This window comes from Corynebacterium riegelii, from assembly GCF_016728505.1.
GTDB classification, from domain to species: domain Bacteria; phylum Actinomycetota; class Actinomycetes; order Mycobacteriales; family Mycobacteriaceae; genus Corynebacterium; species Corynebacterium riegelii.
Genome location: NZ_CP068159.1, coordinates 635,044 through 658,466 on the forward strand (window position 1 = coordinate 635,044; position 23,423 = coordinate 658,466).

General features: G+C 61.3%; 23 protein-coding genes. 11 read left to right on the top strand and 12 right to left on the bottom strand.

Annotated features, from left to right (window positions below; translation table 11 throughout):
- Nucleotides 1-323: 323 nt before the first annotated feature.
- The 7 genes from I6I71_RS02875 to I6I71_RS02905 are packed head-to-tail and all read left to right on the top strand — an operon-like array spanning nucleotide 324 to nucleotide 7,409.
- Complete coding sequence (locus I6I71_RS02875) at nucleotides 324-1,874, top strand: anthranilate synthase component 1 (RefSeq protein ID WP_201822115.1); 1,551 nt, start codon at nucleotides 324-326, stop codon at nucleotides 1,872-1,874.
- Nucleotides 1,871-2,506 (top strand): glutamine amidotransferase-related protein, encoded by a 636-nt coding sequence (locus tag I6I71_RS02880; RefSeq protein ID WP_201822117.1) that lies wholly within the window; start codon nucleotides 1,871-1,873, stop codon nucleotides 2,504-2,506. Before I6I71_RS02875 ends, I6I71_RS02880 begins: the two co-directional genes overlap by 4 nt.
- The gene (gene trpD / locus I6I71_RS02885) at nucleotides 2,496-3,524 is read left to right on the top strand and encodes an anthranilate phosphoribosyltransferase (protein ID WP_201822119.1); all 1,029 of its coding nucleotides are present in this window, start codon (nucleotides 2,496-2,498) and stop codon (nucleotides 3,522-3,524) included. The genes I6I71_RS02880 and trpD overlap by 11 nt, the downstream gene beginning before the upstream one ends.
- Nucleotides 3,511-4,935: a bifunctional indole-3-glycerol-phosphate synthase TrpC/phosphoribosylanthranilate isomerase TrpF gene (gene trpCF / locus I6I71_RS02890; protein WP_201823248.1), complete on the top strand. Its 1,425-nt coding sequence runs from the start codon at nucleotides 3,511-3,513 to the stop codon at nucleotides 4,933-4,935. Before trpD ends, trpCF begins: the two co-directional genes overlap by 14 nt.
- Complete coding sequence (gene trpB, locus I6I71_RS02895) at nucleotides 4,928-6,187, top strand: tryptophan synthase subunit beta (RefSeq protein ID WP_201822121.1); 1,260 nt, start codon at nucleotides 4,928-4,930, stop codon at nucleotides 6,185-6,187. The genes trpCF and trpB overlap by 8 nt, the downstream gene beginning before the upstream one ends.
- Nucleotides 6,184-7,026 (top strand): tryptophan synthase subunit alpha, encoded by an 843-nt coding sequence (trpA, locus tag I6I71_RS02900; protein ID WP_201822123.1) that lies wholly within the window; start codon nucleotides 6,184-6,186, stop codon nucleotides 7,024-7,026. The genes trpB and trpA overlap by 4 nt, the downstream gene beginning before the upstream one ends.
- 32 nt (nucleotides 7,027-7,058) lie before the next feature.
- On the top strand, nucleotides 7,059-7,409 hold the full coding sequence (locus I6I71_RS02905; RefSeq protein WP_201823256.1) for a Rieske (2Fe-2S) protein: 351 nt from the start codon (nucleotides 7,059-7,061) through the stop codon (nucleotides 7,407-7,409).
- Here the strand turns inward: I6I71_RS02905 and I6I71_RS02910 are convergent.
- Nucleotides 7,403-8,482 (bottom strand): NADH:flavin oxidoreductase/NADH oxidase, encoded by a 1,080-nt coding sequence (locus I6I71_RS02910; protein WP_201822125.1) that lies wholly within the window; start codon nucleotides 8,480-8,482, stop codon nucleotides 7,403-7,405. The genes I6I71_RS02905 and I6I71_RS02910 overlap by 7 nt on opposite strands.
- 37 nt (nucleotides 8,483-8,519) lie before the next feature.
- Here I6I71_RS02910 and I6I71_RS02915 point away from each other — a divergent pair, with 37 nt between their 5' ends.
- Both I6I71_RS02915 and I6I71_RS02920 read left to right on the top strand, forming a co-directional pair.
- The gene (locus I6I71_RS02915; RefSeq protein ID WP_201822127.1) at nucleotides 8,520-9,497 is read left to right on the top strand and encodes a bile acid:sodium symporter family protein; all 978 of its coding nucleotides are present in this window, start codon (nucleotides 8,520-8,522) and stop codon (nucleotides 9,495-9,497) included.
- A 10-nt stretch (nucleotides 9,498-9,507) separates the two neighbouring features.
- A complete protein-coding gene (locus tag I6I71_RS02920; protein WP_070463187.1) occupies nucleotides 9,508-9,813 on the top strand; it encodes a hypothetical protein in 306 nt (101 codons plus the stop codon).
- An 80-nt stretch (nucleotides 9,814-9,893) separates the two neighbouring features.
- Here I6I71_RS02920 and I6I71_RS02925 read toward each other — a convergent pair whose 3' ends face one another.
- From I6I71_RS02925 to I6I71_RS02975, 11 genes are all read right to left on the bottom strand, one after another.
- Complete coding sequence (locus tag I6I71_RS02925) at nucleotides 9,894-10,298, bottom strand: hypothetical protein (protein ID WP_201822129.1); 405 nt, start codon at nucleotides 10,296-10,298, stop codon at nucleotides 9,894-9,896.
- Nucleotides 10,299-10,533: 235 nt separating this feature from the next.
- On the bottom strand, nucleotides 10,534-11,301 hold the full coding sequence (locus tag I6I71_RS02930; RefSeq protein WP_201821276.1) for an ATP-binding protein: 768 nt from the start codon (nucleotides 11,299-11,301) through the stop codon (nucleotides 10,534-10,536).
- Nucleotides 11,302-11,305: 4 nt separating this feature from the next.
- A complete protein-coding gene (gene istA, locus I6I71_RS02935) occupies nucleotides 11,306-12,937 on the bottom strand; it encodes an IS21 family transposase (protein ID WP_201822132.1) in 1,632 nt (543 codons plus the stop codon).
- A 326-nt stretch (nucleotides 12,938-13,263) separates the two neighbouring features.
- Nucleotides 13,264-13,725 carry a hypothetical protein gene (locus I6I71_RS02940; RefSeq protein ID WP_101734585.1) on the bottom strand — a complete coding sequence of 154 codons (462 nt, stop codon included), beginning with the start codon at nucleotides 13,723-13,725 and terminating at the stop codon, nucleotides 13,264-13,266.
- Between the two features lie 335 nt (nucleotides 13,726-14,060).
- Nucleotides 14,061-15,533, bottom strand: a complete 1,473-nt coding sequence (locus tag I6I71_RS02945) for an HNH endonuclease signature motif containing protein (RefSeq protein WP_201822133.1) — start codon at nucleotides 15,531-15,533, stop codon at nucleotides 14,061-14,063.
- 299 nt (nucleotides 15,534-15,832) lie between these two features.
- Nucleotides 15,833-16,225 (bottom strand): hypothetical protein, encoded by a 393-nt coding sequence (locus I6I71_RS02950; protein WP_070493968.1) that lies wholly within the window; start codon nucleotides 16,223-16,225, stop codon nucleotides 15,833-15,835.
- Nucleotides 16,226-16,401: 176 nt separating this feature from the next.
- Nucleotides 16,402-16,779 carry a hypothetical protein gene (locus I6I71_RS02955; RefSeq protein WP_201822135.1) on the bottom strand — a complete coding sequence of 126 codons (378 nt, stop codon included), beginning with the start codon at nucleotides 16,777-16,779 and terminating at the stop codon, nucleotides 16,402-16,404.
- A 111-nt stretch (nucleotides 16,780-16,890) separates the two neighbouring features.
- Nucleotides 16,891-17,229 (bottom strand): branched-chain amino acid transporter permease, encoded by a 339-nt coding sequence (locus tag I6I71_RS02960; RefSeq protein WP_201822137.1) that lies wholly within the window; start codon nucleotides 17,227-17,229, stop codon nucleotides 16,891-16,893.
- Nucleotides 17,229-17,939: an AzlC family ABC transporter permease gene (locus tag I6I71_RS02965; protein WP_201822139.1), complete on the bottom strand. Its 711-nt coding sequence runs from the start codon at nucleotides 17,937-17,939 to the stop codon at nucleotides 17,229-17,231. The genes I6I71_RS02960 and I6I71_RS02965 overlap by 1 nt, the downstream gene beginning before the upstream one ends.
- Before the next feature lie 3 nt (nucleotides 17,940-17,942).
- Nucleotides 17,943-18,551: a YqgE/AlgH family protein gene (locus I6I71_RS02970; protein WP_052205688.1), complete on the bottom strand. Its 609-nt coding sequence runs from the start codon at nucleotides 18,549-18,551 to the stop codon at nucleotides 17,943-17,945.
- Nucleotides 18,544-19,971 (bottom strand): CCA tRNA nucleotidyltransferase, encoded by a 1,428-nt coding sequence (locus I6I71_RS02975; RefSeq protein ID WP_083278876.1) that lies wholly within the window; start codon nucleotides 19,969-19,971, stop codon nucleotides 18,544-18,546. Before I6I71_RS02975 ends, I6I71_RS02970 begins: the two co-directional genes overlap by 8 nt.
- Before the next feature lie 103 nt (nucleotides 19,972-20,074).
- On the opposite strand from I6I71_RS02975, the gene I6I71_RS02980 reads away from it, so the two are divergent.
- Both I6I71_RS02980 and I6I71_RS02985 read left to right on the top strand, forming a co-directional pair.
- Nucleotides 20,075-20,899 (top strand): NUDIX hydrolase, encoded by an 825-nt coding sequence (locus I6I71_RS02980; protein WP_201822141.1) that lies wholly within the window; start codon nucleotides 20,075-20,077, stop codon nucleotides 20,897-20,899.
- Entirely contained in the window at nucleotides 20,896-23,412 is a 2,517-nt protein-coding gene (locus I6I71_RS02985; RefSeq protein WP_201822143.1) for a hypothetical protein, read from the top strand. The genes I6I71_RS02980 and I6I71_RS02985 overlap by 4 nt, the downstream gene beginning before the upstream one ends.
- The last annotated feature ends 11 nt before the right edge of the window (nucleotides 23,413-23,423 follow it).

The following is a 23,423-nucleotide window of genomic DNA, read 5'->3' on the forward strand; positions in this document are numbered from 1 at the left end:
GCTGATTAAAGCGTTGAATCGGAAGTATACTTCGGAAAGCGGCCCGATCCCACCCGAATGAGGCACGAAATCGGCCGAAACGGCAATATTCTTCGGAATTCACACGTGGGCGCAAATTATGCGCTACGCTGTCATGCGTGACTTTCAACAACTTGGCCCACGGCAATCTTCAGTGGTGGTGGCTCGCGTAGACGGCGTGCCACAAGTCAACGTAGAAAAAATCTTCTGGCCCGCCAGCTTGAACTCAAACCAAGCGCCGCGGGCCTTTGCTCTAAGTCCCCGGTGCTGCATAAGACAAAGCACAACGACAAAGGACGAACACAATGAGCAAATCCCCACCACAGCCGCGGTTTACGAAGGTAGACGTGCGCTATCACGAGGACGTCTCCAGTTTGTTCGCGCACCTTGGTGGCTGCGAACAGGAAGACTCCGTGCTTTTAGAGTCCGCTGATATTACGACGAAGTCGGGGTTGCATTCGATGGCGGTGCTCAAGGCGTCGTTAAGAGTGACCTGCAATGGCAACCAGGTGAGCATCGAGCCGTTCACCGAGTCCGGCGAGCTGCTAGCCAAGCAAGCCCAAGAGCAGCTCAAGCCGTACGCAACCGCCGAAAACACCTACGAGTTCCCGGCAAGTAAGGCCGAGGATGAGCGGGAGCGGCTGACGGCGCCGTCGAGTGCGGAGGTGCTGCGCGCCCTGAGCACCAAGGCCGGCTACGGCAACGAGGACTTTCCACTGTTGGCGGGCGGGTTCGCGTTTGATTATCTGGAAACGTTTGAGACGCTGCCGCAGGTCCAGGAGGGGGAGAACACCTACCCGGATTACCAGTTTGTGCTGGCAGAGGTGCTGCTGAAGGTGGATCACCAGGCGCAGACCGCGTACCTAGCCGCCGTGGATGCCACCGGCGAGGGCATTGATCTTTCAGAGCTCGCCATGCGTATCGACGCCCCAACGCAGACCTACACCCCCGCCCCACACCCGGAAAACACGCTGCGTGTGGCCGCGAGTATGGGTGATGGGGAGTTTCGGAGGGACGTGGATAAGCTGAAGGGCTCCATTGCCAACGGGGATATTTACCAGGTGGTGCCGGCGCGCAGTTTTACTACGACCTGCCGGGATGCGTTTGCGGCGTACCAGCGGCTGCGTGAGACGAACCCCTCGCCGTACATGTTTTATGTGCGCGGTGTGGACCGGGCGGGGCAGCCGTACGAGTTGTTTGGGGCTTCGCCGGAGTCCAACCTGAAGTTTGATGCGGCCACGCGCGAGGTGCAGTTGTACCCGATCGCGGGCACGCGACCGCGCGGGTTGAACGCGGATGGCAGCGTGAATTTGGAGTTGGATACGCGCATGGAGCTGCAGCTTCGTACGGATGCGAAGGAGGTTGCGGAGCACACGATGCTGGTGGATCTGGCGCGCAATGACCTGGCGCGTGTGGCTGAGCCGGGGACTCGCAAGGTGGCGGAGTTGTTGCAGGTGGACCGCTATTCGCGCGTGATGCACCTGGTCAGCCGGGTCACGGCGACGCTTGCGCAGGACCTGGATGCGCTGGATGCGTACCGCGCGTGCATGAACATGGGCACGCTGACGGGCGCGCCGAAGCTGCGGGCCACCGAGTTGTTGCGTGAGATGGAGGGCACCCGCCGCGGGTCCTACGGCGGCGCGGTGGGCTACCTGCGCGGCAACGGCGACTTTGACACCTGCATTGTCATCCGTTCCGCCTATGTTTCACGTGAAACATCGGTGGTTCAGGCAGGCGCGGGCGTAGTTCGGGATTCGGACCCGCAGGCCGAAGCCGATGAAACCCTGCACAAGGCATACGCCGTACTCAACGCGTTGGCCCTGGCTGCCGACGCGGAGCTGGAGGTAATCAAATGACAATTGTGATGCTGGATAACCAGGACTCGTTTGTCTATAACCTGGTCGACGCGCTTCGGGATACCGGCGACCACGACATGGTGGTCTACCGCAACACTGTCTCCGCCGACACGGTGCTGGCCGCCAATCCGGACCTCATCGTGCTCTCGCCCGGCCCCGGCTACCCGGTCGAGGCCGGCTGCATGATGGAGGTCATCGGCCGCGCCCAGGGCCGCATCCCAATCCTGGGCATCTGCCTTGGCTACCAGGCACTGATTGAACACCACGGCGGCCGCGTCCACCCGTGCGGCCCAGAGCACGGAACCTCCCGACCGATGCGCCTGACCGAGGCCGGCAGGGCTAGCGTGCTTTTTAGCGGCCTGACCACCGGCGGCACGCCCACCGAACCAAGCAACAGCGTCCCTGTTGCCCGTTACCACTCACTCGGCGCAACGCAGGAGCCGGAGGGGATGCGCGCCCTTGCGTGGGCCGATACTGAAATTGGTGAGGTGATCATGGCCGCCGAGACGACGGATAGTATGGCCATTGGCCTGCAATTTCACCCCGAATCTATTTTGACGCCGGCCGGCCCGATCATGCTCGAGCGCTGCGTTACTCAACTGCTGCAGAAAGGTGCAAACAATGGCAAGTGAAAAGTCTCTGGAAATTCTGCGTCGCTTTTTGGATAACCCGGCGCCCACGCTTGAAGAGGCGGTGGAGGCGTTTACCCCGCTGACTATCGGTGATTATGACGACGTACACATCGCAGCCCTGTTGGCCACGATCCGTACGCGCGGCGAGACCTTCGCCGACATCGCGGGCGCGACCCAGGCGTTCCTGGCTGCCGGCCGCCCGTTCCCGGTGACGGGGGAGGGGATCATGGACACCGCCGGTACGGGTGGTGACGGCGCGAATACCATCAACATCACCACCGCTGCCTCGCTGACCGCGGCCGCCGGTGGCGTGAAGATGATCAAGTGCGGCAACCGCTCCGTATCTTCCAAGTCCGGTTCCGCTGACGTGCTTGAGGCGCTGAACATCCCGCTGGACCTGGACCCGGACCGTGCGGTGCGCCAGTTCGAGTCCGCCAACTTCACCTTCCTGTTCGCCCCGGCCTACAACCCGGCGATTGCGCACGTGCAGCCGGTGCGTAAGTCCCTCGGCGTGTCCACACTGTTCAACACGATGGGCCCGCTGCTTTCGCCTGCTCGCCCGGAGTTCCAGATCATGGGCATTGCCAACCCGAAGCAGGGCCAGGTGATCGCGGAAACCATGCGTGAGCTGGGCCGCGGTCGCGCACTCGTGGTACACGGCGCGGGTACGGATGAGATTGCGGTCCATGGTGACACCCAGGTGTGGGAGCTAGACCGCGAGGGCGAGATCACGCACTACACCATCACCCCGGAGGAGCTCGGCGTTTCGCGCCACCCGCTAGAGGCGCTGCGCGGTGGCGACGGCGCGGAGAACGCCGCCTACATGCGCGCCACCTTTGCGGGCGAAGGCCCCCAGGCGCACCACGACGCGATTGCGCTTTCCGCCGGCGCCATGTTCTACCTTTACGGCAAGGCGGACACGATTGCGGAAGGTGTAGCGCATGCGAGCACCTTGCTTAACGACGGCACCGTTCAAGCCTGGCTGCAGAAGCACGAGGGGACCGATTACAGTGCCTAAGCTTCCTACGGTTCTGGAGAATATCGTCGCCGGCCGAAAAGGTCACCTTGACGAAATTCATGCACGGCTGCACGGCGTTGATTTCGACACGTTACCTAAATCAGAACGCTCGTTGTACGAGAATCTGAAGCGTCCGGGGACCAGTTTTATTTTGGAGTGCAAGAGCGCGTCGCCGTCTTTAGGCATGATCCGCGAACACTACGAGCCGGGGGAGATCGCCACCGTGTACTCCCACGGCCACTCCAAGGCGGCGGGCATCTCCGTGCTTTGCGAGCCCGACCGCTTCGGCGGCGACTACGACCACCTGGCAACGGTCGCCTCCACCACGCACCTGCCGGTGCTGTGCAAGGACTTCATCATTGATGAGATCCAGGTATATGCCGCTCGCTACTTTGGTGCGGACGCAATCTTGCTCATGCTCTCTGTGTTGGACGATGAGGAGTACTCGCGCCTCTCCGCGCTGGCGGACTCCCTTGGCATGGACGTGCTCACCGAGGTGATCGATGAGGAGGAGGCGCACCGCGCGGCCAAGCTCGGCGCGAAGATCTTCGGCGTGAACCACCGCAACTTGCACGACTTGTCCATTGACCTGACGCGCTCCAAGCACCTGGCGCAGTTCGCACCGGAGGACTCGGTGGTGGTTTCGGAGTCGGGGATCAGGGACGTGCGCACGGTTCGCGCGCTCGGCGCGCACTCTGACGGGTTCCTCGTGGGATCGCAACTGACCAGCCAGCCGGACGTGGACCTGGCGGTGCGCGAGTTGGTCTACGGGCCGAATAAGGTCTGCGGGCTCACCAGCCCATCCGCGGCGCAGGCAGCGAAGGCGGCCGGCGCAGTCTACGGCGGGCTGATCTTTGAGGATGCCAGCCCCCGCAATGTTTCACGTGGAACATCTGCCAACATCATCGCGCACGAGCGCGGGCTGAAGTACGTCGCGGTCTCTCGCCGCACGGAGAACTACGGCGAGCTGATCCAGGACGGCATCGCGGCTGTGCAGATTCACGCACCGCTGCAGGCGTCGGTGGAGAAGGAGCGCGAGCTCATCGCACGCGTTCGCGCCGAGGTTCCCGAACATGTTGAGGTATGGCGCGCAGTTTCGATGACGGACGAGCTCGGCCCCGAGATCGCCCAAGCCATCACTGATGACGTGGACATGCTTGTCCTCGATGCCCATGAGGGCGGTTCGGGGGAAAGGTTTGATTGGGGGGTGCTGCGTGGCGTCGATAAGCAGAAGGCCCTGCTTGCTGGTGGGCTGAACCCGGACAATGTTGCGGAGGCCTTGACCACCGGGGTGGCCGGCGTGGACCTGAATTCGGGTGTGGAGTATGCACCGGGGCACAAGGATGCGGCGAAGCTGCGCCAGGCTTTTGCGGCGATTGGGAACTTTTATGAGGAGGACAACAATGAGTGAGTACAGCCGCGGTGGCAAAACCCTGCTGCCAGCGTATTACGGTGAGTTCGGCGGGCAGTTTGTGCCCGAGTCCCTGATGCCTGCGCTGGACCAATTGGAGCGCGCGTTTGTGGAGGCCTTTGAAAACGAGGAGTTTATGGCCGAATACCGCGCGCTGCTGCGGGACTACCTGGGCCGCCCGACCCCGCTGACGGAGTGCCGCAACCTGCCTATCAACGGCAACACGCGCATCTTTCTCAAGCGCGAGGACCTCGTGCACGGCGGCGCACACAAGACCAACCAGGTGATTGGGCAGGCGCTGCTGGCAAAGCAGATGGGCAAGACGCGCATCATCGCGGAGACCGGCGCGGGCCAGCACGGCACGGCGACGGCGCTGGCGTGCGCCCTGCTGGATCTGGATTGCGTGATTTACATGGGCAAGGTGGATATGGCCCGCCAAGAGCCGAACGTCTACCGCATGCGCCTGATGGGTGCGGAGGTTATCGGCGTGGAGTCCGGCGCAGGCACCTTGAAGGATGCCGTGAATGAGGCGCTGCGCGATTGGACGGCCACGTTCCATGAGTCGCACTACCTGCTTGGCACCGCGGCGGGCCCGCACCCCTTCCCGAAGATTGTGAAGGAATTCCACCGCGTGATTTCTGCCGAGGCGCGCGCCCAGATGCTGGAGCGCACAGGCGCCTTGCCGGACACGGTGGTTGCGTGTGTGGGCGGCGGCTCCAACGCGATCGGCATGTTCGCGGAGTTCATTGATGATGAGGGCGTGGAGCTCGTCGGCGCCGAGCCGGGCGGCGAGGGCTACGGCGTGGGCATGCACGGCGCCGCGATCGCCCAGGGCACCGTCGGCATTTTGCACGGCACGCGTTCTTACCTGATGCGTGATGACGACGGCCAGGTCGAGGAGTCCTACAGCATCTCCGCCGGCCTGGACTACCCGGCGGTTGGCCCGGAGCACGCCTACCTGGCCAAATCCGGCCGCGCTAAGTACGTGCCGGTGACTGATGAGGAGGCCCTGCGCGCCTTCCAGTTGCTCTCCCGCCACGAGGGCATCATTCCGGCGCTCGAGTCTTCGCACGCGCTTGCTTATGCTTTACGACGCGCAGCCGAACACCCCACCAACGCCCAACCATTAAACATCCTGGTCTGCCTCTCTGGGCGCGGAGACAAGGACGTGGCACACGTTCGCCGGACGTTAGAGGAGCACCCGGACTGGGTTCTGTCTGACAAGGCATCTGAAAAGGAGGAGCAGCGATGAACCGCTATGACACGATGTTTCAACGCCTGGAGGAGAAGGGGGAGGGCGCGTTCGTTCCGTTCATCATGCTTTCTGACCCCTCTCCGGCAGAGGCCGTGGAGATCATCTCCACCGTTGTTGAGGCTGGCGCGGATGCCGTGGAGTTGGGTGTGCCGTTTTCTGATCCGGTGGCGGACGGCCCGGCGATCCAGACCGCTCACGTGCGCGCCCTTGATGGCGGCGCGACGGTGCAGCAAGCCTTAGATCAGGTGCGTGAGCTTCGCCAGCGCTTCCCGGAGTTGCCGATTGGCATGTTGATCTACGCCAACGTTGCCTTCGTCCGCGGCCTGGAGCGTTTCTATCCGGACTTTCACTCCGCGGGCGCGGATAGCATTTTGCTTCCAGACGTCCCGGTGCGCGAGTCCCAACCGTTTACTGAAGCCGCCACCGCCGCGGGTGTGGACCCGATCTACATCGCACCGGCGAAGGCGTCGCGTGAAACCTTGGAGGGTGTGGCGGCCAACTCTCGCGGCTACATTTACGCCATTTCTCGCGACGGCGTGACCGGCGCTGAGAAGGAAGCCACCGTGGACGGACTCCGCGAGGTGGTGGATAACATCAACTCCTTCGGTGGGGCGCCAGTGTTGTTGGGCTTTGGTATTTCCCGCCCGGAGCACGTACGCGACGCGATTGCCGCGGGTGCCTCAGGTGCCATCACGGGTTCCGCGATCAGCAACATCATTGCCAAATACACCGAGCACACCCACCCGAATCCGGGCCATGTGACCGATATGGATGGGCTGAAAGCGGAGCTGTCTGACTACGTCCGGGCTATGAAGCAAGCTACGGTGAAGGCATGACAAACCCGAACCCGCACACCTGCTCCCGCCGCATGTTCATCCTCGGCTCCGCGGCAACCTTCGCCGGCGCGTTCCTGGCCGCCTGTGGTCAGGAGCCGACCGCGGAGCTTGCCAAAACCGAGGTACCTGTTGGCAGCGCGGTGATTATGGATCGCTTCATCATCGCCCAGCCAACCGAGGGCAACTTCGTGGCGTACTCCTCCATGTGCCCGCACCAGGGCGCGAAGATCACGGTGGTTAACGGTGATGAGGTGCGCTGCACCAAGCACGGTTCCACCTTCAGCATTGTGGACGGTTCGGTGACCTCCGGCCCGTCGGAGTCCGCCATGATGACGGCTGCGCTTGCAGACAACGGCGACACCGTCACCGCGAGTAATCAGTAAGCCCTGAAGTAGGAGTCCGGGTACGGCAGCTTGGCGTGATCCACGCCGAGCTCCTCCAGGGCATCAATGGCCCACTCCGCGTTGCGCAGGGCGGCGCGCCCGATCATGACGGCGTCCGCGTCGCCTGCTTCCAGAATGTTTTCGGCCTGCTGGGCGTCCGTGATTAAACCCACGGCCGCTACCGGCAGGCCGCTTGCGTCTTTCAAGGCGCGTGCAAACGGCACCTGGTAGCCGGGTTCAACGGGAATGTTGGCGCGGACGTTGCCGCTAGAGGAGACGTCGATAAGATCAACGCCCTTGTCGCGCAACTGGGCGCCAAGCCAGCGGGAGTCATCCAACGTCCAGCCTTCCGGGTCCAGCCACTCGGAGGCAGACAGGCGGACTAACAGCGGCATGCCTTCCGGCAGCACCTCGCGCACGGAGGACACCACCTCAAGCAGAAGACGCGCCCGGTTCTCGCGCGAGCCGCCATACTCATCGCTTCGCTGGTTCGACAGCGGGGAGAGGAACTGGTGCAGCAGGTAGCCGTGCGCCGCGTGGATTTCCACGAAGTCGAAGCCGGCCTCCACGGCACGGGTCGCCGCGGCAGCAAACAACGCCGGAAGCTCACGGACCTCGTCCAAGGTCAGTTCGCGCGGTTCGGCATGGCCCTCGGATGGGGTGGGGGAGGGCGCGGTGGTTTGCCACCCGGCGCAATCAAGCGGGATGCTCCTGCGGCCGGTCACTTGGGGCAGCATCGGGTACGTGGAGGCTTTGCGGCCGGCGTGGTTGAGTTGGATGCCCATCGCGGCGCCGAGCGACTTGGCAAGCGAGACGATTGGCGCCCACGCGTCGACGTGCTCCTGGCTCCACAGGCCGGCGCAGTAATTGGAGATCCGGCCCTCCGGCACAATCGCGGTGGCTTCCGCGACGATGAGCCCGAAGCCGCCGGCGGCACGCGCGCCGTAGTGCATCATGTGCCATGCGCCCGGGATACCGTCTTCGTTGCGGCAGCGATACTGGCACATGGGCGGAAGCCAGATGCGGTTGCGGACGGTCAGGGAGCGAAGGGTGAGCGGTTCGTTGAGGAGCATGCCGCCAGAATAGCTACGAGTTCGTAGAATTACCCGCATGCCTGGTTTTCTTGAAGGTTTCTTAAAACGGTTCGACCCGCTGCTTGTGGGCATCTTCGCCTCGATGGTCATCGCGTTCATTGTGCCGGCGAGCGGCAGCTTTGCGGACGGGTTTGCCGTGGCGGTGAAGCTTGCCATTGCGCTGCTGTTCTTCCTGTACGGCGCGCGCCTTTCCACCCATGAAGCGATGAAAGGCCTGACCAACTGGCGCCTTCACCTCCTGATTCTTGCGTTCACCTTCCTGATTTACCCGGTGATTGGCGTGCTGCTCCGGCCAACTACGGCGTTTTTGTCGCAGGAGATTTACCAGGGCATCCTGTTTGCCATGTTGGTGCCGTCCACGGTGCAGTCCTCGGTGGCGCTGACCGGTATTGCGCGGGGCAATGTCTCGGGGGCGGTGGTGGCGGCGTCGGTGTCGTCGCTAGTCGGTGTGGTGGCAACGCCTGTGCTGGTGATGTTGCTGATGGGCACCGGGACGGGCGTGCGTATCGACGCCACCGTGTTCACCAACATCGCCCTCCAACTACTCCTGCCGTTCGTACTTGGCCAGCTGGTGCACAATTACGTGCCGCGGGCGAAGGAGATTGCCAAGTCCAAGGCCACGAAGATTGTGGACCGCGGTTCCATCTGGATGGTGGTCTACTCCGCGTTTTCCAGCGGCGTGGTCTCCGGCGTGTGGTCAAATGTGAAGCTGTGGGAGATCGTCTTCCTGGCCGTATTCGCCGTTGTGTTGGTGGTGGCGATGCTGTGGCTTTCCAAGGTTCTCCCGCAGGCGCTGGGCTTCAACCGCGAGGACCGCGTCGCTGTGCAGATGTGCGGCACGCAGAAGTCGCTCGCCACCGGCCTGCCCATGGCAACGGTGATCTTCGGCGGCGCGCAGCTGGGCGTGCTGATTGTCCCGCTGATGATCTATCACATGATCCAGATCGTGACCTGCTCCGCGTACGCTTCGCGGCTTCATGCCGAAACCGCCTAGAGTGTTTCACGTGAAACATTACGTGCGCATCCATTACACCGTCCCGGAGCTCGGCGGCGAGCTGCTGAACATCGCGGAGCTTGAAGAGCGCAGCGCCTCCGAATGCGCGATGCTCCGCATGATCGAACTCGACCCGGCGGAAACCATCACCGGCATCTTCATCGACGGCCGCGTCATCGGCCAGGCCAACCAACCACTCGACGTTGTCCCGCACCCGGACCTCTACAGCCAGCTCGAAGGCATCCGCGCCACGCGCCTCACGCCGGAGGAGTTCGAGGGCCTGTGGGAAGAGGCCGCTGCCAAGTTCCCGCATTAGGGCTTCTTGCTTACCGACGCCAAATCCCACCCCAGCTTCCAGCCAGGGTGGGATTTTTCTACGTGGAGGGGAAGTTCTGCTTAGAACGGGAGCTTCAGGCCGCCGCCGTTGGTCAGGAACGCGATAACAGCCAGGATCGCGGCGGTGATGCCGGTGCCCAGCAGGATGTTGGCGGTCTTGCCCGGCTCCCAGTCATTAGCCTTATCAGACTTCAGGGAGGATGCGAGCGAGCCGAGCGACTTGCCATCGTCGTCCTTGTCCAGGGCGCTCTTTACCGGGCCCTTGGCCTTGTCCTTGTTATCCTTGGCGTAGTTGATGGCCTCCTCATTGGTGTACTCCGAAGACTTCTTGTTGTTGTTGCCTTCCTGGCTGCCAACGGAGGAACCGCCATTCCCCGAGCTGCCTTCCTCTTCTGCCATTGCCGGAACAGTGGCGAGGGACATTGCAGTTGCGGCTGCGATTGCAGCGGTAGTGATGCGCTTCATGTGACAGTCCTTTCATCACGAGTAAGCAATTAAGCGAGTAAGGAATACAGCGATCGGATACCTCTCGGCTTTCGTTCGCTTGTTTTGCCTACCTAACTAGCTCACCCTTGGGGGATTATTGTTTGGTCCGCAAAACTACTTGTTCAGAAGACTGAAATGGTAGCGGTGTGGTGAGTATCTGGTAGCGCCTGAGTGAGTATCCGGTAGCGGTGTCTTACTCAGGCGTTGTTGGTGGTTATGTGTTGGTGGTCAGGCGCATGTTTGGTCCTTCGAGTGTGATGATCTCGGCGCCGGAGACGAGTCGGTTGAGGATTGACTCGGAGATCACGGCATCGGGGATGGATTTGTACCATTCCAGTGGGGTGAATTGTGAGGTCACTATCGTTGAGACTTTGCCTTCTCGCCCGGCGAGGATGTTGAGAAGTTGGTGCGCGGTTGCGGCATCTACAGGTGTGGTCAGGAAGTCATCTAAGACCAGGACGTCGACGTCGTGGAGGTGTTGGATGAACTTCAGCCGTGCGGGGTCATCGAGTTGGAGGACTGCCAGTTCGGCGGCAAGCATGTCGGTGCGGTAGAACCGTGCGGAGTAGTCGTTGCGGCATGCAGCTGTGATCAGGGCTTGGGCGAGGTAGGTTTTGCCGACTGAGGATTTGCCCAGGATGACAATGTTTTGGCCCAGGTGGCACCATTGTCCGTGAGCGAGTCTGCTGACTTGCTCGGGGTTGATGTTGCGGTCAGGCGTGCAGACCACGTTTTCAAGGCAAGCATCAAGGTTTGGCGATCGGGATGCTTTCAGCAGTTTGTTGATGCGTCGTTCACGCCTGGCTGCGACTTCTTTATCGAGTGCGTAGAGCACCTTTTGGGAAAACGTCCATGTGTCGAATGCGGGATCGTTGGCAATCTCGATGACGCTTTGTCCAAAGGCAGTCATCCGCAGCGCGGTGAAGTCGGGCAGGACGGACTCGTCAAGGAAGCGATCTGTTGGTGGGGTTGGTGATGACATGGGCTTAGTGTCCTTTCTGGGAGGTTTCCATGCTGAACTGGTCTGCACCGCCGAGAAACGCGCCGGTGGTATCCCGGTCGGTGACTGCAGGGGCGGTGGGCTGGTTGGTTGTGGTGCTGCGCGGGGCCTGGTCTAACCCGCGGGGCCGGGTGGCGTGTTCTTTGCGTATGGCGGCCATCATGTTTTTAACCGCGGTATATGACACTGCACGTCGGCTGCCGTCGTTGGCCATCAGGCGCTGGCATGCCTCTTCCAAGATTGGTTTGTTGCCGTGTTTGCCCATCGACAGCACGTTTCTACAGGACTGGTACGCCTGGGCTGGGATGGCTTTCGCCGCGATGAGTTCTTCGATGACCTTGCGTGTTGCCGGGCCGATTTTGCTGGCTTCGCGATAAAAGTAGTCGCTTGTCCACAGCCCACGAGTGGAGTCCATGCCAGATGGAATGTGCTCATAGTCAGTGACATAGGCCCCACGCTTATGCGAAACTTGGTGCGTTGCCACGGTCGTGCCTTGATCAAAGACGGTCAAGACTTGCCCTGTGATGCGCACATCGACAGTGCGGCCAACAAGCTGATGCGGAACGGAGTAGCGCACCGTTGCAACCGTGATATGGAAATCTGGGGCTACTTTCGCACGCTTCCACTCGGTGTGCTGCCACGGGGTTTGCGGCAGATCAGCAAGCAGATGCTGCTCGTGTTGTTCAAAGAGATCCCTGCGGCTTGACTGCTGGCTGCGAAACGGCACGGAGGTGTTGATCGCGTCGACTAAGTCCACAATCTTTTCGTTGAGCTCGTCTACGTCAACGCACTGGTGGCCTTCAAGGGTGTGGATGACTTTGTGGGTGACGATCTTTACCGCAGCTTCCACATTTGCTTTATCCTTCGGTCGGCGCGCGCGTGTGGGAAGTGCTGCTGTGTTGTAGTGCTCTAAGAACTGCTGGTAGGTGTCGTTGACCTTCCGATTCCTATCGGCAGTACTAATCGCGTTTGATGCTGTTGACGCGTTATCGGGGACAACAACCTGACAGACTCCACCGAAGTAGTCAAACGCTTGACGATGGGCATCAAGCCAGGACTGTTGACGCTGGTCAACACACGCACACGCAAACAACATCCCTGAATACGGCAGCGAAGCGACGAAAATATTGACTTTCGCACCCGGCGTGCCCGCAGGGTCGTACAGGCGCATCTTGGTACCTGCCCAATCCACCTGCATCGTATGGCCTGGTGCATGGGTGATCCGCGCGCTAAGCCCGGCAGCATCGACATGGGAGGCAACTAGCTGGCGGAACCGGTCGTAGCTGTAATGACGCTGACCCGGCTGGGCTGGGGTGGTGGTGTAGCGAGCCCACAATACTTGCAGTGTTTGCTTCGTACGCCCTGTGCGTGCTTTGACGACCGCGTCAAAGTCAATCGGGACGAACTCGCCTTGCCCACTGGTGCGTTTGTCAACGAATATCTCGGCCAACTCGTCATCGGTCAACGCCGCGACCTGCTGGGCAGTGGTCAGGCCAAGGCTTCGCAGCGCTTGGTTCGCTCGGGAAATTGCGCGGTGCGAGCACCCAAGCTGGTCTTCAATCTGGCGGTAAGAACGCTTCCTAATCAGCAGCGTCATCACCGCACGGTAATCCGTCATAAGCGGACTCCTTCCAGTACGCGCCGCACCCGAGTGGTGCGGCTACCGGAAGTATCACCCCGAGCCCCCTGAGCTGCTACCAGATACTCACTGAAGTGCTACCAGATAGTCACGACACTGCTACCAAATAGCCGGTCGCAACAACTACTATCTGTTTTTCTGGCAATCCTCTGGCATTTGGTGGGGGAGAGGGGTTCTGGGGGTTAGGGGGTTTAGCGCCGGGCAAAAGAAAAGCAGCCACGTCGCGCTTGGCGAGTGACTGCTAAAGGCTTGCCGTTGGCTAACTCTGTCGGCTAACTCTTGGCCAGCACTTGGCGTGTGCCGAATTAGAACGGCAGCTTCAGGCCCGGAACCAGGCCGGAGTTAACAACGAATGCGATCAGAGCAAGCAGAGCAGCGGTGATGCCGGTGCCCAGCAGGACGTCAGCGGTGGTGCCCGGTGCCCAGCCCTGAGCAGCGTCGGACTTCAGGGAGGAGATGAGCGGCTTCAGAGCCTTCTCGCGCTCTTCCGGGGTGTCCTTCTCTGCAGCCTTCTTCACCAGGCCGGTGAGCTCATCAGACTTCTTGTTCGCGTAGTCGATTGCATCCTGGTCCGAGAGCTCGGAAGACTTCTTCTTGGTCTCGCCGTCCTTGGAGGAGCCGCCCTTGTCACCCTCCTTGTCCTGCTGCTGGGAGGAGCCCTGGTTCTCGTTGGAGGAGCCGTCCTTGTTGTCCTCAGCGAAAGCCGGGGTAGCAACGAGGGACAGAGCGGTAGCTGCAGCAACTGCTGCGGTGGTGATGCGCTTCATGTGAAGTTCCTTTCGGAGGGGATTAAACACGGAAATAAACAGTGACAGCCATCCCAACAAAGGGATTTGAAGGGGAAGCTATTTGGTCTATCGAAGCACTTATCCATTCCGTTACAACATGTTTTGACCAGCAAAAACACGGTAAAGATTATTCGCTTTGCCGTGTCGATCCTCTCCCGACCCGAGGCTTCCCGTCATAGGGCAAATCCCGGTGATAGTTGACTCATCGGTGAGCCAAGCCCCGGTCGACGTTTCCGCATAGTCGGGAGAGTCTTCCGCAACCCTTTTGGAAAAACGGGCTGTTTTTTGTTTTGGATCGGGCCACCTGGATTCTCTTACTCGGGTCGGGTATCAACCAGTTCTTCTGGGTCGTAGTCTTCCACCCATCCGTAGGCATCTTCTGGATCCGGGAAGGGTGGTTCAGAAAAATCGGGTTCTTTTGGCAACGGCTCCGGCAACACTGCCTTGATCGGGAAAATCAGTCCGTATTCTTCTTCCAGTGCTGCGATTTGGGCGTCGGTCTGTTCGAGGTTGTGGTGGTGGTCAAAATCGTCGAGTATTTTGTGGCCTTTGGCGTAGAACTGCGCCACTTTATTGCGACGCTGGCACACTTGCCCCAGGTTGCTCTTCCACCGTGGGGCCTGGGCGTGGGTGTTGTGTGCGATCAAGCTATCCGGGGTGCAGGTTTCATACGTACCGTTAGTGAAAAGCCACAAGATTTCACCGGTGTCTGGGTCCGGCACGTAGAAACCACGCTTATCGGTTTTCAAGTTGTGGTGCTTTTGGCACAACGGATACAAGTTACTCGGCGTGGTTTTCCCGCCCTGGCCAAACGGAATCCGGTGATCCAACTGACACCTCAATGACGGCACCGTGCATCCCGGGAATACACAATGGGTATGGCGAGCACACACCACGCGACGCATTGCCTCGGTCGGGGTGTAGCTATCCGTATGTGCTTGAAGTTCTGCCTCCATATCCACTTCGGTGACCTTCGCTGACGCCAACAGGTCATCGAGTGCTGCGGTTGCTTCCGGGGTTAAGGCCCCTACACCTGGCACATAGGCTGGCCCACCAGGTACACGGTCTTTCGGCACAAACACATGCAGCGTCGTTTTCGTTGGGGTGATCTCACCGGAAAGCAGTTTGACCATCGCATCGGCCATGGAGGTTTTATGCTCCCGTGCGGTGGCCAAGACGTGGTTACGCACGACCTGTGCCGTCAACGGGTTGGTCGCCAACGTGACCAGTGTTTTGACTGTGCCGGACTGTGCAGACACCTCAAACGTCACCGCATCATCAGCCGCATGTGCCTGCGCCACTCGCTGTTGGCGCCTTGTTGGTTGGTAGGCGCAGGTTGGGTCAATCCGTTTGATCATCTCCCGGATACGACGAGTAATCGTGGTGGTTTGTGGAGTGTGTTGCCCAGGCCGGGTTGGGGTAAACGTAGTAGTCAACATCTCGTCGAACTCGGCATACGCCTCATCGGTAATGTCTGGCCCAAGCTCGGCAAGCACCGTATCGATGGCACGTAAATGCTGCAGATCCATCACACGCGTCTTGGCCTGCAATGAACGCAGCTTCGGTAAGTGCTGTAGACGTGCATGGGAAAAGATCGCTTGCTCAACCGAGCTTTTCGCCCAGCCGGTTGCTTCCCTCATGGCCACCACAGTCACGTCGAAGTCATCAACACTTGCCCCAGGTGTGGCGAAGCGGCCGAAGGCATTCCAGTAAATATCGCGAATACCTTGACTGAACGTGCTTAGTGGATCTTCTGGTCGCTGTGTGCGGAAGTATGGTTCGCCCACGGTCTACCCCCAGTGTTATGTTCCCGTTGTTCCCGTTGTTTTGTACCCCTAATTATACACGCCTACCTGTTCTATGCGCAAGGGCTAAACCAGCATTTATTGCACTATTTCCGCATGCTCATTCACCACACATGCTGGCGGTTGCATTCAGTATAGACCCCTACCTCTACACGCCCTTGCCGTCGATAAGAAAATGCCAAACGGGCGTTCGAGAAGCGCTCTACATTTCACCTGTAGAGCAAAAACCCGCGCACTCCCGAGGGGGAAGTGAGCGGGTTATAAGCTCTTAGACGGTGAGCTTAGAACTGCACGCCCGGGATCAGGCCCTGCTGTGCCGCGAACGCACCGCCACCGATCAGAGCAAGCAAGAGCGCGACGATGCCGGTGCCCCAGATCAGATCATGGGTGGTGCCGATCTTCCAGTCGCGTGCCGTATCGTTCTTGATTGAGGAACTGACGTCATTCTTGATCTGGCCACTGTTCGAAGAATTGACGTAAGGCTGGGAGAAACCCGTGCCCTTTTGCTTCTCTTCCTTCTCGATGGCCTTACGGTGATGCTCGTCTACTTCGGCTTGGGTGATTTCAGATGAGCTCTTCGTCGAGGAATTCTTATCCTCGGCAGCCTGTGCGGGCATCGCAATGAGGGATAGGGCAGTAACAGTTGCGAGGGATGCGACAGTAAAACGCTTCATGGGGATCTCCTTCAAGTGAACGTTGGAAGCTCTCAACGGTCTGTGACCCACAACATAAATGCGGGTCCACGACCTCGCAACAGATACGAACCCAAGCGGAGTACCAAGAGAAGCGAAAACCCGCCCATCCCAAGCAGGGAAGTGAGCGGGTTAAAAACAGTGCTTAGACTGTGTGTTTAGAGCTGAACGCCCGGGATCAGGCCCTGGTACGCAGCTGCGCCGCCGATCAGGGCGAGCAGGAGGGCGGTGATACCCGTGCCAAGGAGGATGTCGAAAGTGGTGCCGACCTTGTAGCCGTTGGCTGCGTCATTGCGCAGGGAGCTGTCGAGAACAGAAGTGTCGTCACCCTTCTCGTAGTTCTTCAGGATGCTCCGCATGGAAGGGGTGAGACCAGCGCCTTTGTTGGCGCTATCCTTCAGAATGCCACCCCAGATGTAACCGATGGCGTACGGATCAGAAACCTCGGAGGACTTCTTCTCAGCAGCCTGTGCAGGCATTGCAACGAGGGACAGCGCGGTAGCGGCAGCAATAGAAGCAGCGGTGAAACGCTTCATGGGGAAACTCCTTGAGGTGAACGTATGGGAACCTGTCAGCGAACTGACCCCACACAACTTAAACTCTCAACTATTTCCGCGCAACCAATAGATTCACACAACCAAACCCCACTAAAACACCCAGTTCACCAGCACAACGTAGAGGAAGGTGCCGGTGAAGATGGAGAGTGCGAGGGAGCGTCGATAAGCATGAAGCCCCAGGGTGACCGCTGCGGCAAGGAGGGAGGCCGTAACGCCGCCGGGCGCATCGGTGGCTCCGGCGATAGAGTAGACAACCAGCACCGTCATTACGCTGACGGGCATGATCACCCCGAGGAACTCGAGGAGGGGGCTGCCGCGGAGGAGGCGTCGGAAAAGGAAGGGGGCTGCGCGCAGGGCGACCGTGACAACGGCCACGGGGAGCAGCACCGCCCACACCATGGTCAGGGTTACACCGGTTGGAAGTCCCATTAGATTGTGTGGGTCAGTTTGGCGTCTAGACGCGGGCGCCAGAAACGCACCAGCATAAGGACGAACAGGGCGGTCAGGGCAACAATCAACATCTGGCCAGGCGCGATCAGCCAAGCGACAAGGCCGAAGATCAGGGCGATGGCCACCGCACCGATGTCACGCATGGACTTGAACGCCTCATACGCCAGCACGATGAACAGGGCGGTCAGCGCGAACTCCATGCCTTTGAGATCCGGCGGGATCAACGCGCCCGCGAGCGCACCGACGATGCCGGAGCCGACCCAGAACGCTTGGGCGGCAATCTGGATGGTCATCACGCGCGGCCCGCTGAGCTTCGTGCCCTTCGGCAGGGCGGAGACGACCGCGTAGGACTCATCAGTCAGCGCATACGTGCCGTACAGCCGGCCGATGGGGGAGCGGACCTTCTCAAGCGGGTAGGTCAGACCGTAGAAAATGTGGCGGAAGTTCACCATGAATCCGGTCAGCGCCGCCGAGGCCGGGCCCACACCGGTGAGCACCATGTTTAGCGCCACGAACTCCATCGAGCCCGCGTAGATGACAAAAGAGAAAATCGGGGTCCACCACCAGGCGAAACCCGTTTGCGTCATCAGCACGCCAAACGCCAGGCCAAGCGGGATCAGGCCGAGACCGACCAGCCAGATGTCCTTTATGCCTTTGCGGATTTCCGCGGATGTTTCACGTGAAACCATGAGTTAGTTGTCTTCAAGGTTGGTGGGGAAAGTTGCGAACAAGGGCAAGGGCATTGCTTGTCGACGCATCACGTCACCCCACAAATCCGCCCTCGCCGGCGCAACAACGTCACCAGGCAACGCAGGCGCAATGAACCAATCACCGCGCTCGATCTCCTCTTCCAACTGGCCCGTGTCCCACCCGGCGTAACCGGCGAACACGCGGATGCCCTCAAGGTCATCGGCCAGCAGTGTCGGGTCCGCGCCAAGGTCAATATGCACGAGTTTGTTGGCTAGGCGCGTGTAGTGCGGCGCGTTCTCAATATCCACACCATTCTTGGTCACGCCAACCGCCACGGCAGCCTGCGGCATGACCGGCCCACCGATGTAGAGCGCCTGCGGGGAAGCGGCCAGATCCGCCCACGCGGGCATGACGTTGAACAACGCCGTGTCACTGCGGCGGTTCAGGATGATGCCCACGGTGCCGTCCACGTCACGCTCCAACACCAGCACCACGGTGCGCGCAAACTCCGGCGAGTACATCCCCGGTGCGGCAACCAGCAACATGCCGGGCGCGACCTCTTCGCGCTCTAACGCGTTGAACAACCTGTCAGCGTAGAAGTACTCAGGCACGCTGCTCCTCCTCCCACCACGCCTTGAGCGCGGCAACCGCCTCGTCGTGCTCAAGCTCGCCGCGCTCTAGGCGCAGGTCCTTCATAAACTTCCAGGCGCGGCCAACGTCCGGGCCGGGCTTGAGGTCCAGGATCTGCATGATCTGGTTGCCGTCTAAGTCCGGGCGTACGCGCGCCAGGTCCTCCTTGGCGGCCAGCTCCGCAATGCGGTCCTCCAGATTGTTATAGGTGCGCTGCAGGCGCGCCGCCTTCCTGGGGTTGCGCGTGGTGCAATCCGCGCGCACCAGCTTGTTCAGGCGGGGGAGCAGCTCGCCGGCGTCCGTGACGTAGCGGCGCACCGCCGAATCCGTCCACTGGCCCTCACCAAACCCGTAGAAACGCATGTGCAGGTACACCAGCTGACCAATGTCCTCAATCATGTGCTTCGGATACTTCAACGCACGCAAACGCTTGCGCGCCAGCTTCGCGCCAACCACCTCGTGGTGGTGGAAGCTCACGCCGCCGCCTTCCTTCACCGCACGCGTATCCGGCTTGCCAATATCATGCAGCAGCGCCGCCCAACGCAGCTTCAGATCCGGCTCTTCCTCCGGGTCCTCCAGCTCAACGGCTTGGCGAAGCACCGTCAACGAGTGTCGGTACACATCCTTATGCTGCATGTGCTCGTCCTGCTCCAACTGCAGCGCCGGCACCTCCGGCAGCACGTAATCCGCAAGACCGGTCTGCACCAGCAGATCCATGCCCTCCCACGGAGCCGCACCCGCCATGAGCTTGTTCAGCTCCGCCTGGATACGCTCCACCGTGATGCGCTCAATCTCACTAGCCATGTCCCGCATCGCATCAAACACGCGGGGTGCCACCTCAAACCCAAGCTGGGAAACAAAGCGGGCAGCGCGCAGCATGCGCAACGGGTCATCCCTGAAGGACACTTCCGGTGCCTGCGGCGTATCCAGCTTGCGCGCCAACACATCTTCAAGGCCGCCGCAGGGATCGTGGAATTGGGGGTTCAACGTGGCGTCGACAAGCAAAAGCTCCACTGCCATCGCATTGCACGCAAAGTCGCGGCGGACCAGGTCACCCTCGATCGTGTCGCCGAACGTGACCTCCGGGTTGCGGCTCACACCGTCATAGAGATCCGCGCGGAAGGTGGTGATCTCCACCTGCACACCGCGCTTGACCGTGCTCACCGTGCCAAAATCAATGCCCGTATCCCACGTCTTCTCACCCCACACCTCAAGGATCTCCTTGATCACCTCAGGGCGGGCAGAGGTAGTAAAGTCCAGGTCATTGCCGGTTTTGCCCAGCATGGCATCACGCACCGGGCCGCCGACAAGATATAAGGACTCACCGCGCTCGGCGAAAGCAGCGGCAAGCGGCTGCAAGATCTCGGCGTGCTCCTGCACCCCAGACTGCAACCGCCCCATCACTACCGCCACGGCGTTCGGGTCTTGCGCATCGGGCAGGTCAAAAACACTCACCCGTGACACGATACCCGCGTAACCCGCAATACCAGATACGATAAGGCGAATGACTGACAACACCCGCGCGCGGCAATCCCAAACCGGCGCTTCGGCCCCTCGGGATGGTTCCCAAGGTGGGCAGAAGCGTCGGCGTCGTCGCGGCCGGGGCAAGGGCCGCTCCAAGCAGGGCTCGAACGGCCAGCAACAGGGCTCGAAACAGGGCCAGCAGCACGACAATTCCGAGGGCGGCAAGCCGAACAATCCGAACCGCAGGCGTCGCCGCGGGGGGCAGAATAATAAAGCCCACCGGAACAACCGGGGCGGGAGGCGTCGTTCAAGCGCGGATCAGCGCAAGCGCGCGCAGTATCAGGACCGCTACGACTCCTCCATTCCTACGCGCGACGAGACCTCTGCAGGCGGCCTGGTGGTTTCCGGCATGGCTGAGGCCGTGGATAAGGGCGGCAATGTGGACCTGAGCAAGATCTACGCGGCGCTGATTGGTCGCCTGGATCGCCGCGGCCGTCTGCTGTGGTCCATGCCCAAGGGCCACGTTGAGGATGATGAGCACCAGTGGAAGACCGCGGAGCGTGAGGTGTGGGAGGAAACCGGTATTTACGGTGAGGCCTTTGACACGCTGGGCACCATTGATTACTGGTTTGTCTCGGACGGGGTGCGCATTCACAAGACCGTGCACCACAACTTGCTGCGCTACGTGGACGGGGATCTCAATGATGAGGACCCGGAGGTCACCGAGGTCACGTGGGTGCCTATGAGCGAGCTCATCGAGCGCCTCGCGTACGCGGATGAGCGCAAGTTGGCCCGCATTGCGGTGGATCGTATGCCCGAATTGGCACGAAAGGAACGCACCTCCGGAAGGGCCACCCCGCGATGATTCGCCCGCGGCTTGCGGCCGCTACGTGCGCCGTGTTGCTCGCGTCTGTGGGTATCCAGCCCGCCGCAGCAATTCCGGTGCCTACGGATCCGGACCACCCGTCTGTCGCCTCTACCTGGGCAAATCCCTCCGTTCGCCCTAATGATGGGTTGCGGGGGGAGCTTTTGCTTATCGACGCCCCGTTGTCCACCCCAGCCGCCAACCCCGCAATGTTTCACGTGAAACTTCGTGTTACGAACCACTCGGATGGGGTGCTTGAGGGCTTAAGCGTGACGTCCCGACGCGGGCCGGCAACCGGTTCCGTGACCGACCAGCGCGTGGCAACCGTGGCGCAAGTGGGGGAGTACAGCAAGGTCGGCCAACGCGTTGACGTGCCGGGAGCGCTGCAGCCGGGCGACAGCACCGACGTGGAGTTTGACGTAGAGCTGCCCATGGATTGGGTGGGCGCCTACCCGGTCATGCTGCAACTCACGGATGCAGACGGCACGACCCTAGATACCGAGCGCTTCCACCTGAACACGCGCGGCGCGCCTTCGGAAGAGATGGCCCCGGGCGGGCTCACAGCGCTGTATCCGATATCCGCGGCGGTGGACATCCTGCCGGGTGAAACCGGCGACGCACCGATGGACCCGCCGCTGATCTTGGCCTCTGAGCAACTGGCTAGGCAGATCGCACCGGGCGGGCGTTTGGACCAGCTTGCGGAAACCTACCTGGACGCTATCGCTGATCCCGACACCGGCGAGAACGTGTCTAATGCCGTATGCGCCGCCATCGACCCCGCGCTTATTGACACCGTGGACCGCATGAGCCGCGGCTACACCGTGTCCCACAAACGCCCGCCGGTGGTGGAGGAGCCGAAGCGACTGCGCGATTCTTGGGGCAGCGACACCAAAGCGGAACTTGGCCTACCAGGCATTGGCAGCGAGGACGCCGCCGCATGGCTGGACAAAATGCGCCAGATTTCTGCCAGCGGCTGCACCGTAGCCCTGCCGTGGGCGAACACGGACCTCAACGCGGTAGCCCAAACGGGTGATCCCTGGCTGATGCGCGAAGCCATCGAGCGCGGTCCCTTCACCCTGGAGCGCATCCTTGGCCAAACCGGTGTGCTCAACACCGTGGTTCCGGCTACCGGATACGTGGCCGACGATGTGGCGCCAGCGCTTGGCTGGGCGGACCACACTCGCTCCCGCATCCAGGAAGAAGGCTTAAGCGGCGCCTGGGAAAACGCCGTGCAAGCAGCCACGGAGGAAGTGGGCGGTAGTGCAAAGAGTGCGCTTGAGCGCCAGGAGCAGGCCGCGCCAGACTGGGCCGCAGCGCCCGAGCCGACCGTGCCGGTGCGCGTGCTCACCGCGGGGTCGGAGACTAACGGCGCCTGGCTCGCCCCCGGAGTGGCCAGCCTGGACTACAACGCTGCACTCAACGCCACGCTTGCCCAAATGGGGCAGACACCGTCCACCATGGCGTACACCAACCCCGCGTACCGCTTTAACTACGCCAAGGACTCCAAGCTTGCCCGCGACATCAACGCCGTGGCCGCCATCCAGCTGGCCGCAAGCCAGGCCATGGTGCCCGTGCCGGAAATGCCAGAAACGCCTGAGCAGGAACCCGAGCCAAACACCAACAACGTGCTGCTCAACCCGCCCGCAAGCTGGGACGCGGATTCCGCAGCGGCGCTGCTCGGCTCCATTGCCTACCTGACCGCCGAGGGCTTCTCCCGCCCCGAGGGGCTTGCGCAGCGTGTGCTGCGTATGGACGTTGCGCCGAACCCCGAGCCTTTGCTTGTCAACGACGGCGCCACCTACTCCGACGCCGAAATCTTAAGCGCCACCCAACAGGCCCGGTTTATCAATGACTTGTCCACGCTGTTGGCCTCCGACAGCTCGATCGCGCTGACCCGCTACGGCTTCACGCTGCCGCTGCGGCGCGACATCCTCACGGCATTCGCACCCACGGGTCGGCGCTCCATCGGTGGCTACGCCGCCGCCGCTGCCGAAACCAGCGACCGCCTTACCGGATCACGCGCGGAGCTCAGCGCTCTGCGCGCCGCAGTCACGCTGATTCCGCCGGGCAACGTGTACACAAGGACCTCGCCATCGAGCCCGCTGCTCATCGTCGCCCAAAACGGTATGCCGCTGCCGGTGGACACCACCATCGGCTACGTTGCCGCCGACGGGGCACGCCTCAACGTTCCAGAGACGTTCCGCATCCCCGCGCGCGGCTCCGTCACCGTCACCATGACGGCAGACCTGCCGCAAGACTCCCGCGACACCACGCTGCAGCTCTTCTTAGCCGGCAAGCAGGGCCAGGCAATCTCGCAGCCCGTGGACATCGCCGTGCGCACCCCGTCTTTGGCCTTAAGCGGCTGGGTGCTGGTCCTAGGCGCGTTCGTGCTCTTCGCCCTCTTCGCCTTGATCGGGATGGGCGCGAGGAGGCGGAGGAGGGGGTTGGCACCGCCGTCGTCGATAAGCAAAAAGCCCCCAACCACCACTAACCCGAATGGAGCAGCGACGTGACAGAGAACCTG

Excerpts from the sequence above, each read along its gene's own strand:
- I6I71_RS02875 (WP_201822115.1), top strand. The coding sequence starts at position 324 with ATGAGCAAATCCCCACCACAGCCGCGGTTTACGAAGGTAGACGTGCGC.
- I6I71_RS02880 (WP_201822117.1), top strand. The coding sequence starts at position 1,871 with ATGACAATTGTGATGCTGGATAACCAGGACTCGTTTGTCTATAACCTG.
- trpD (WP_201822119.1), top strand. The coding sequence starts at position 2,496 with ATGGCAAGTGAAAAGTCTCTGGAAATTCTGCGTCGCTTTTTGGATAAC.
- trpB (WP_201822121.1), top strand. The coding sequence starts at position 4,928 with ATGAGTGAGTACAGCCGCGGTGGCAAAACCCTGCTGCCAGCGTATTAC.
- trpA (WP_201822123.1), top strand. The coding sequence starts at position 6,184 with ATGAACCGCTATGACACGATGTTTCAACGCCTGGAGGAGAAGGGGGAG.
- I6I71_RS02905 (WP_201823256.1), top strand. The coding sequence starts at position 7,059 with ATGTTCATCCTCGGCTCCGCGGCAACCTTCGCCGGCGCGTTCCTGGCC.
- I6I71_RS02910 (WP_201822125.1), bottom strand. The coding sequence starts at position 8,482 with ATGCTCCTCAACGAACCGCTCACCCTTCGCTCCCTGACCGTCCGCAAC.
- I6I71_RS02915 (WP_201822127.1), top strand. The coding sequence starts at position 8,520 with ATGCCTGGTTTTCTTGAAGGTTTCTTAAAACGGTTCGACCCGCTGCTT.
- I6I71_RS02925 (WP_201822129.1), bottom strand. The coding sequence starts at position 10,298 with ATGAAGCGCATCACTACCGCTGCAATCGCAGCCGCAACTGCAATGTCC.
- I6I71_RS02930 (WP_201821276.1), bottom strand. The coding sequence starts at position 11,301 with ATGTCATCACCAACCCCACCAACAGATCGCTTCCTTGACGAGTCCGTC.
- istA (WP_201822132.1), bottom strand. The coding sequence starts at position 12,937 with ATGACGGATTACCGTGCGGTGATGACGCTGCTGATTAGGAAGCGTTCT.
- I6I71_RS02940 (WP_101734585.1), bottom strand. The coding sequence starts at position 13,725 with ATGAAGCGCATCACCACCGCAGCAGTTGCTGCAGCTACCGCTCTGTCC.
- I6I71_RS02950 (WP_070493968.1), bottom strand. The coding sequence starts at position 16,225 with ATGAAGCGTTTTACTGTCGCATCCCTCGCAACTGTTACTGCCCTATCC.
- I6I71_RS02955 (WP_201822135.1), bottom strand. The coding sequence starts at position 16,779 with ATGAAGCGTTTCACCGCTGCTTCTATTGCTGCCGCTACCGCGCTGTCC.
- I6I71_RS02960 (WP_201822137.1), bottom strand. The coding sequence starts at position 17,229 with ATGGGACTTCCAACCGGTGTAACCCTGACCATGGTGTGGGCGGTGCTG.
- I6I71_RS02965 (WP_201822139.1), bottom strand. The coding sequence starts at position 17,939 with ATGGTTTCACGTGAAACATCCGCGGAAATCCGCAAAGGCATAAAGGAC.
- I6I71_RS02975 (WP_083278876.1), bottom strand. The coding sequence starts at position 19,971 with ATGGGGCGGTTGCAGTCTGGGGTGCAGGAGCACGCCGAGATCTTGCAG.
- I6I71_RS02980 (WP_201822141.1), top strand. The coding sequence starts at position 20,075 with ATGACTGACAACACCCGCGCGCGGCAATCCCAAACCGGCGCTTCGGCC.
- I6I71_RS02985 (WP_201822143.1), top strand. The coding sequence starts at position 20,896 with ATGATTCGCCCGCGGCTTGCGGCCGCTACGTGCGCCGTGTTGCTCGCG.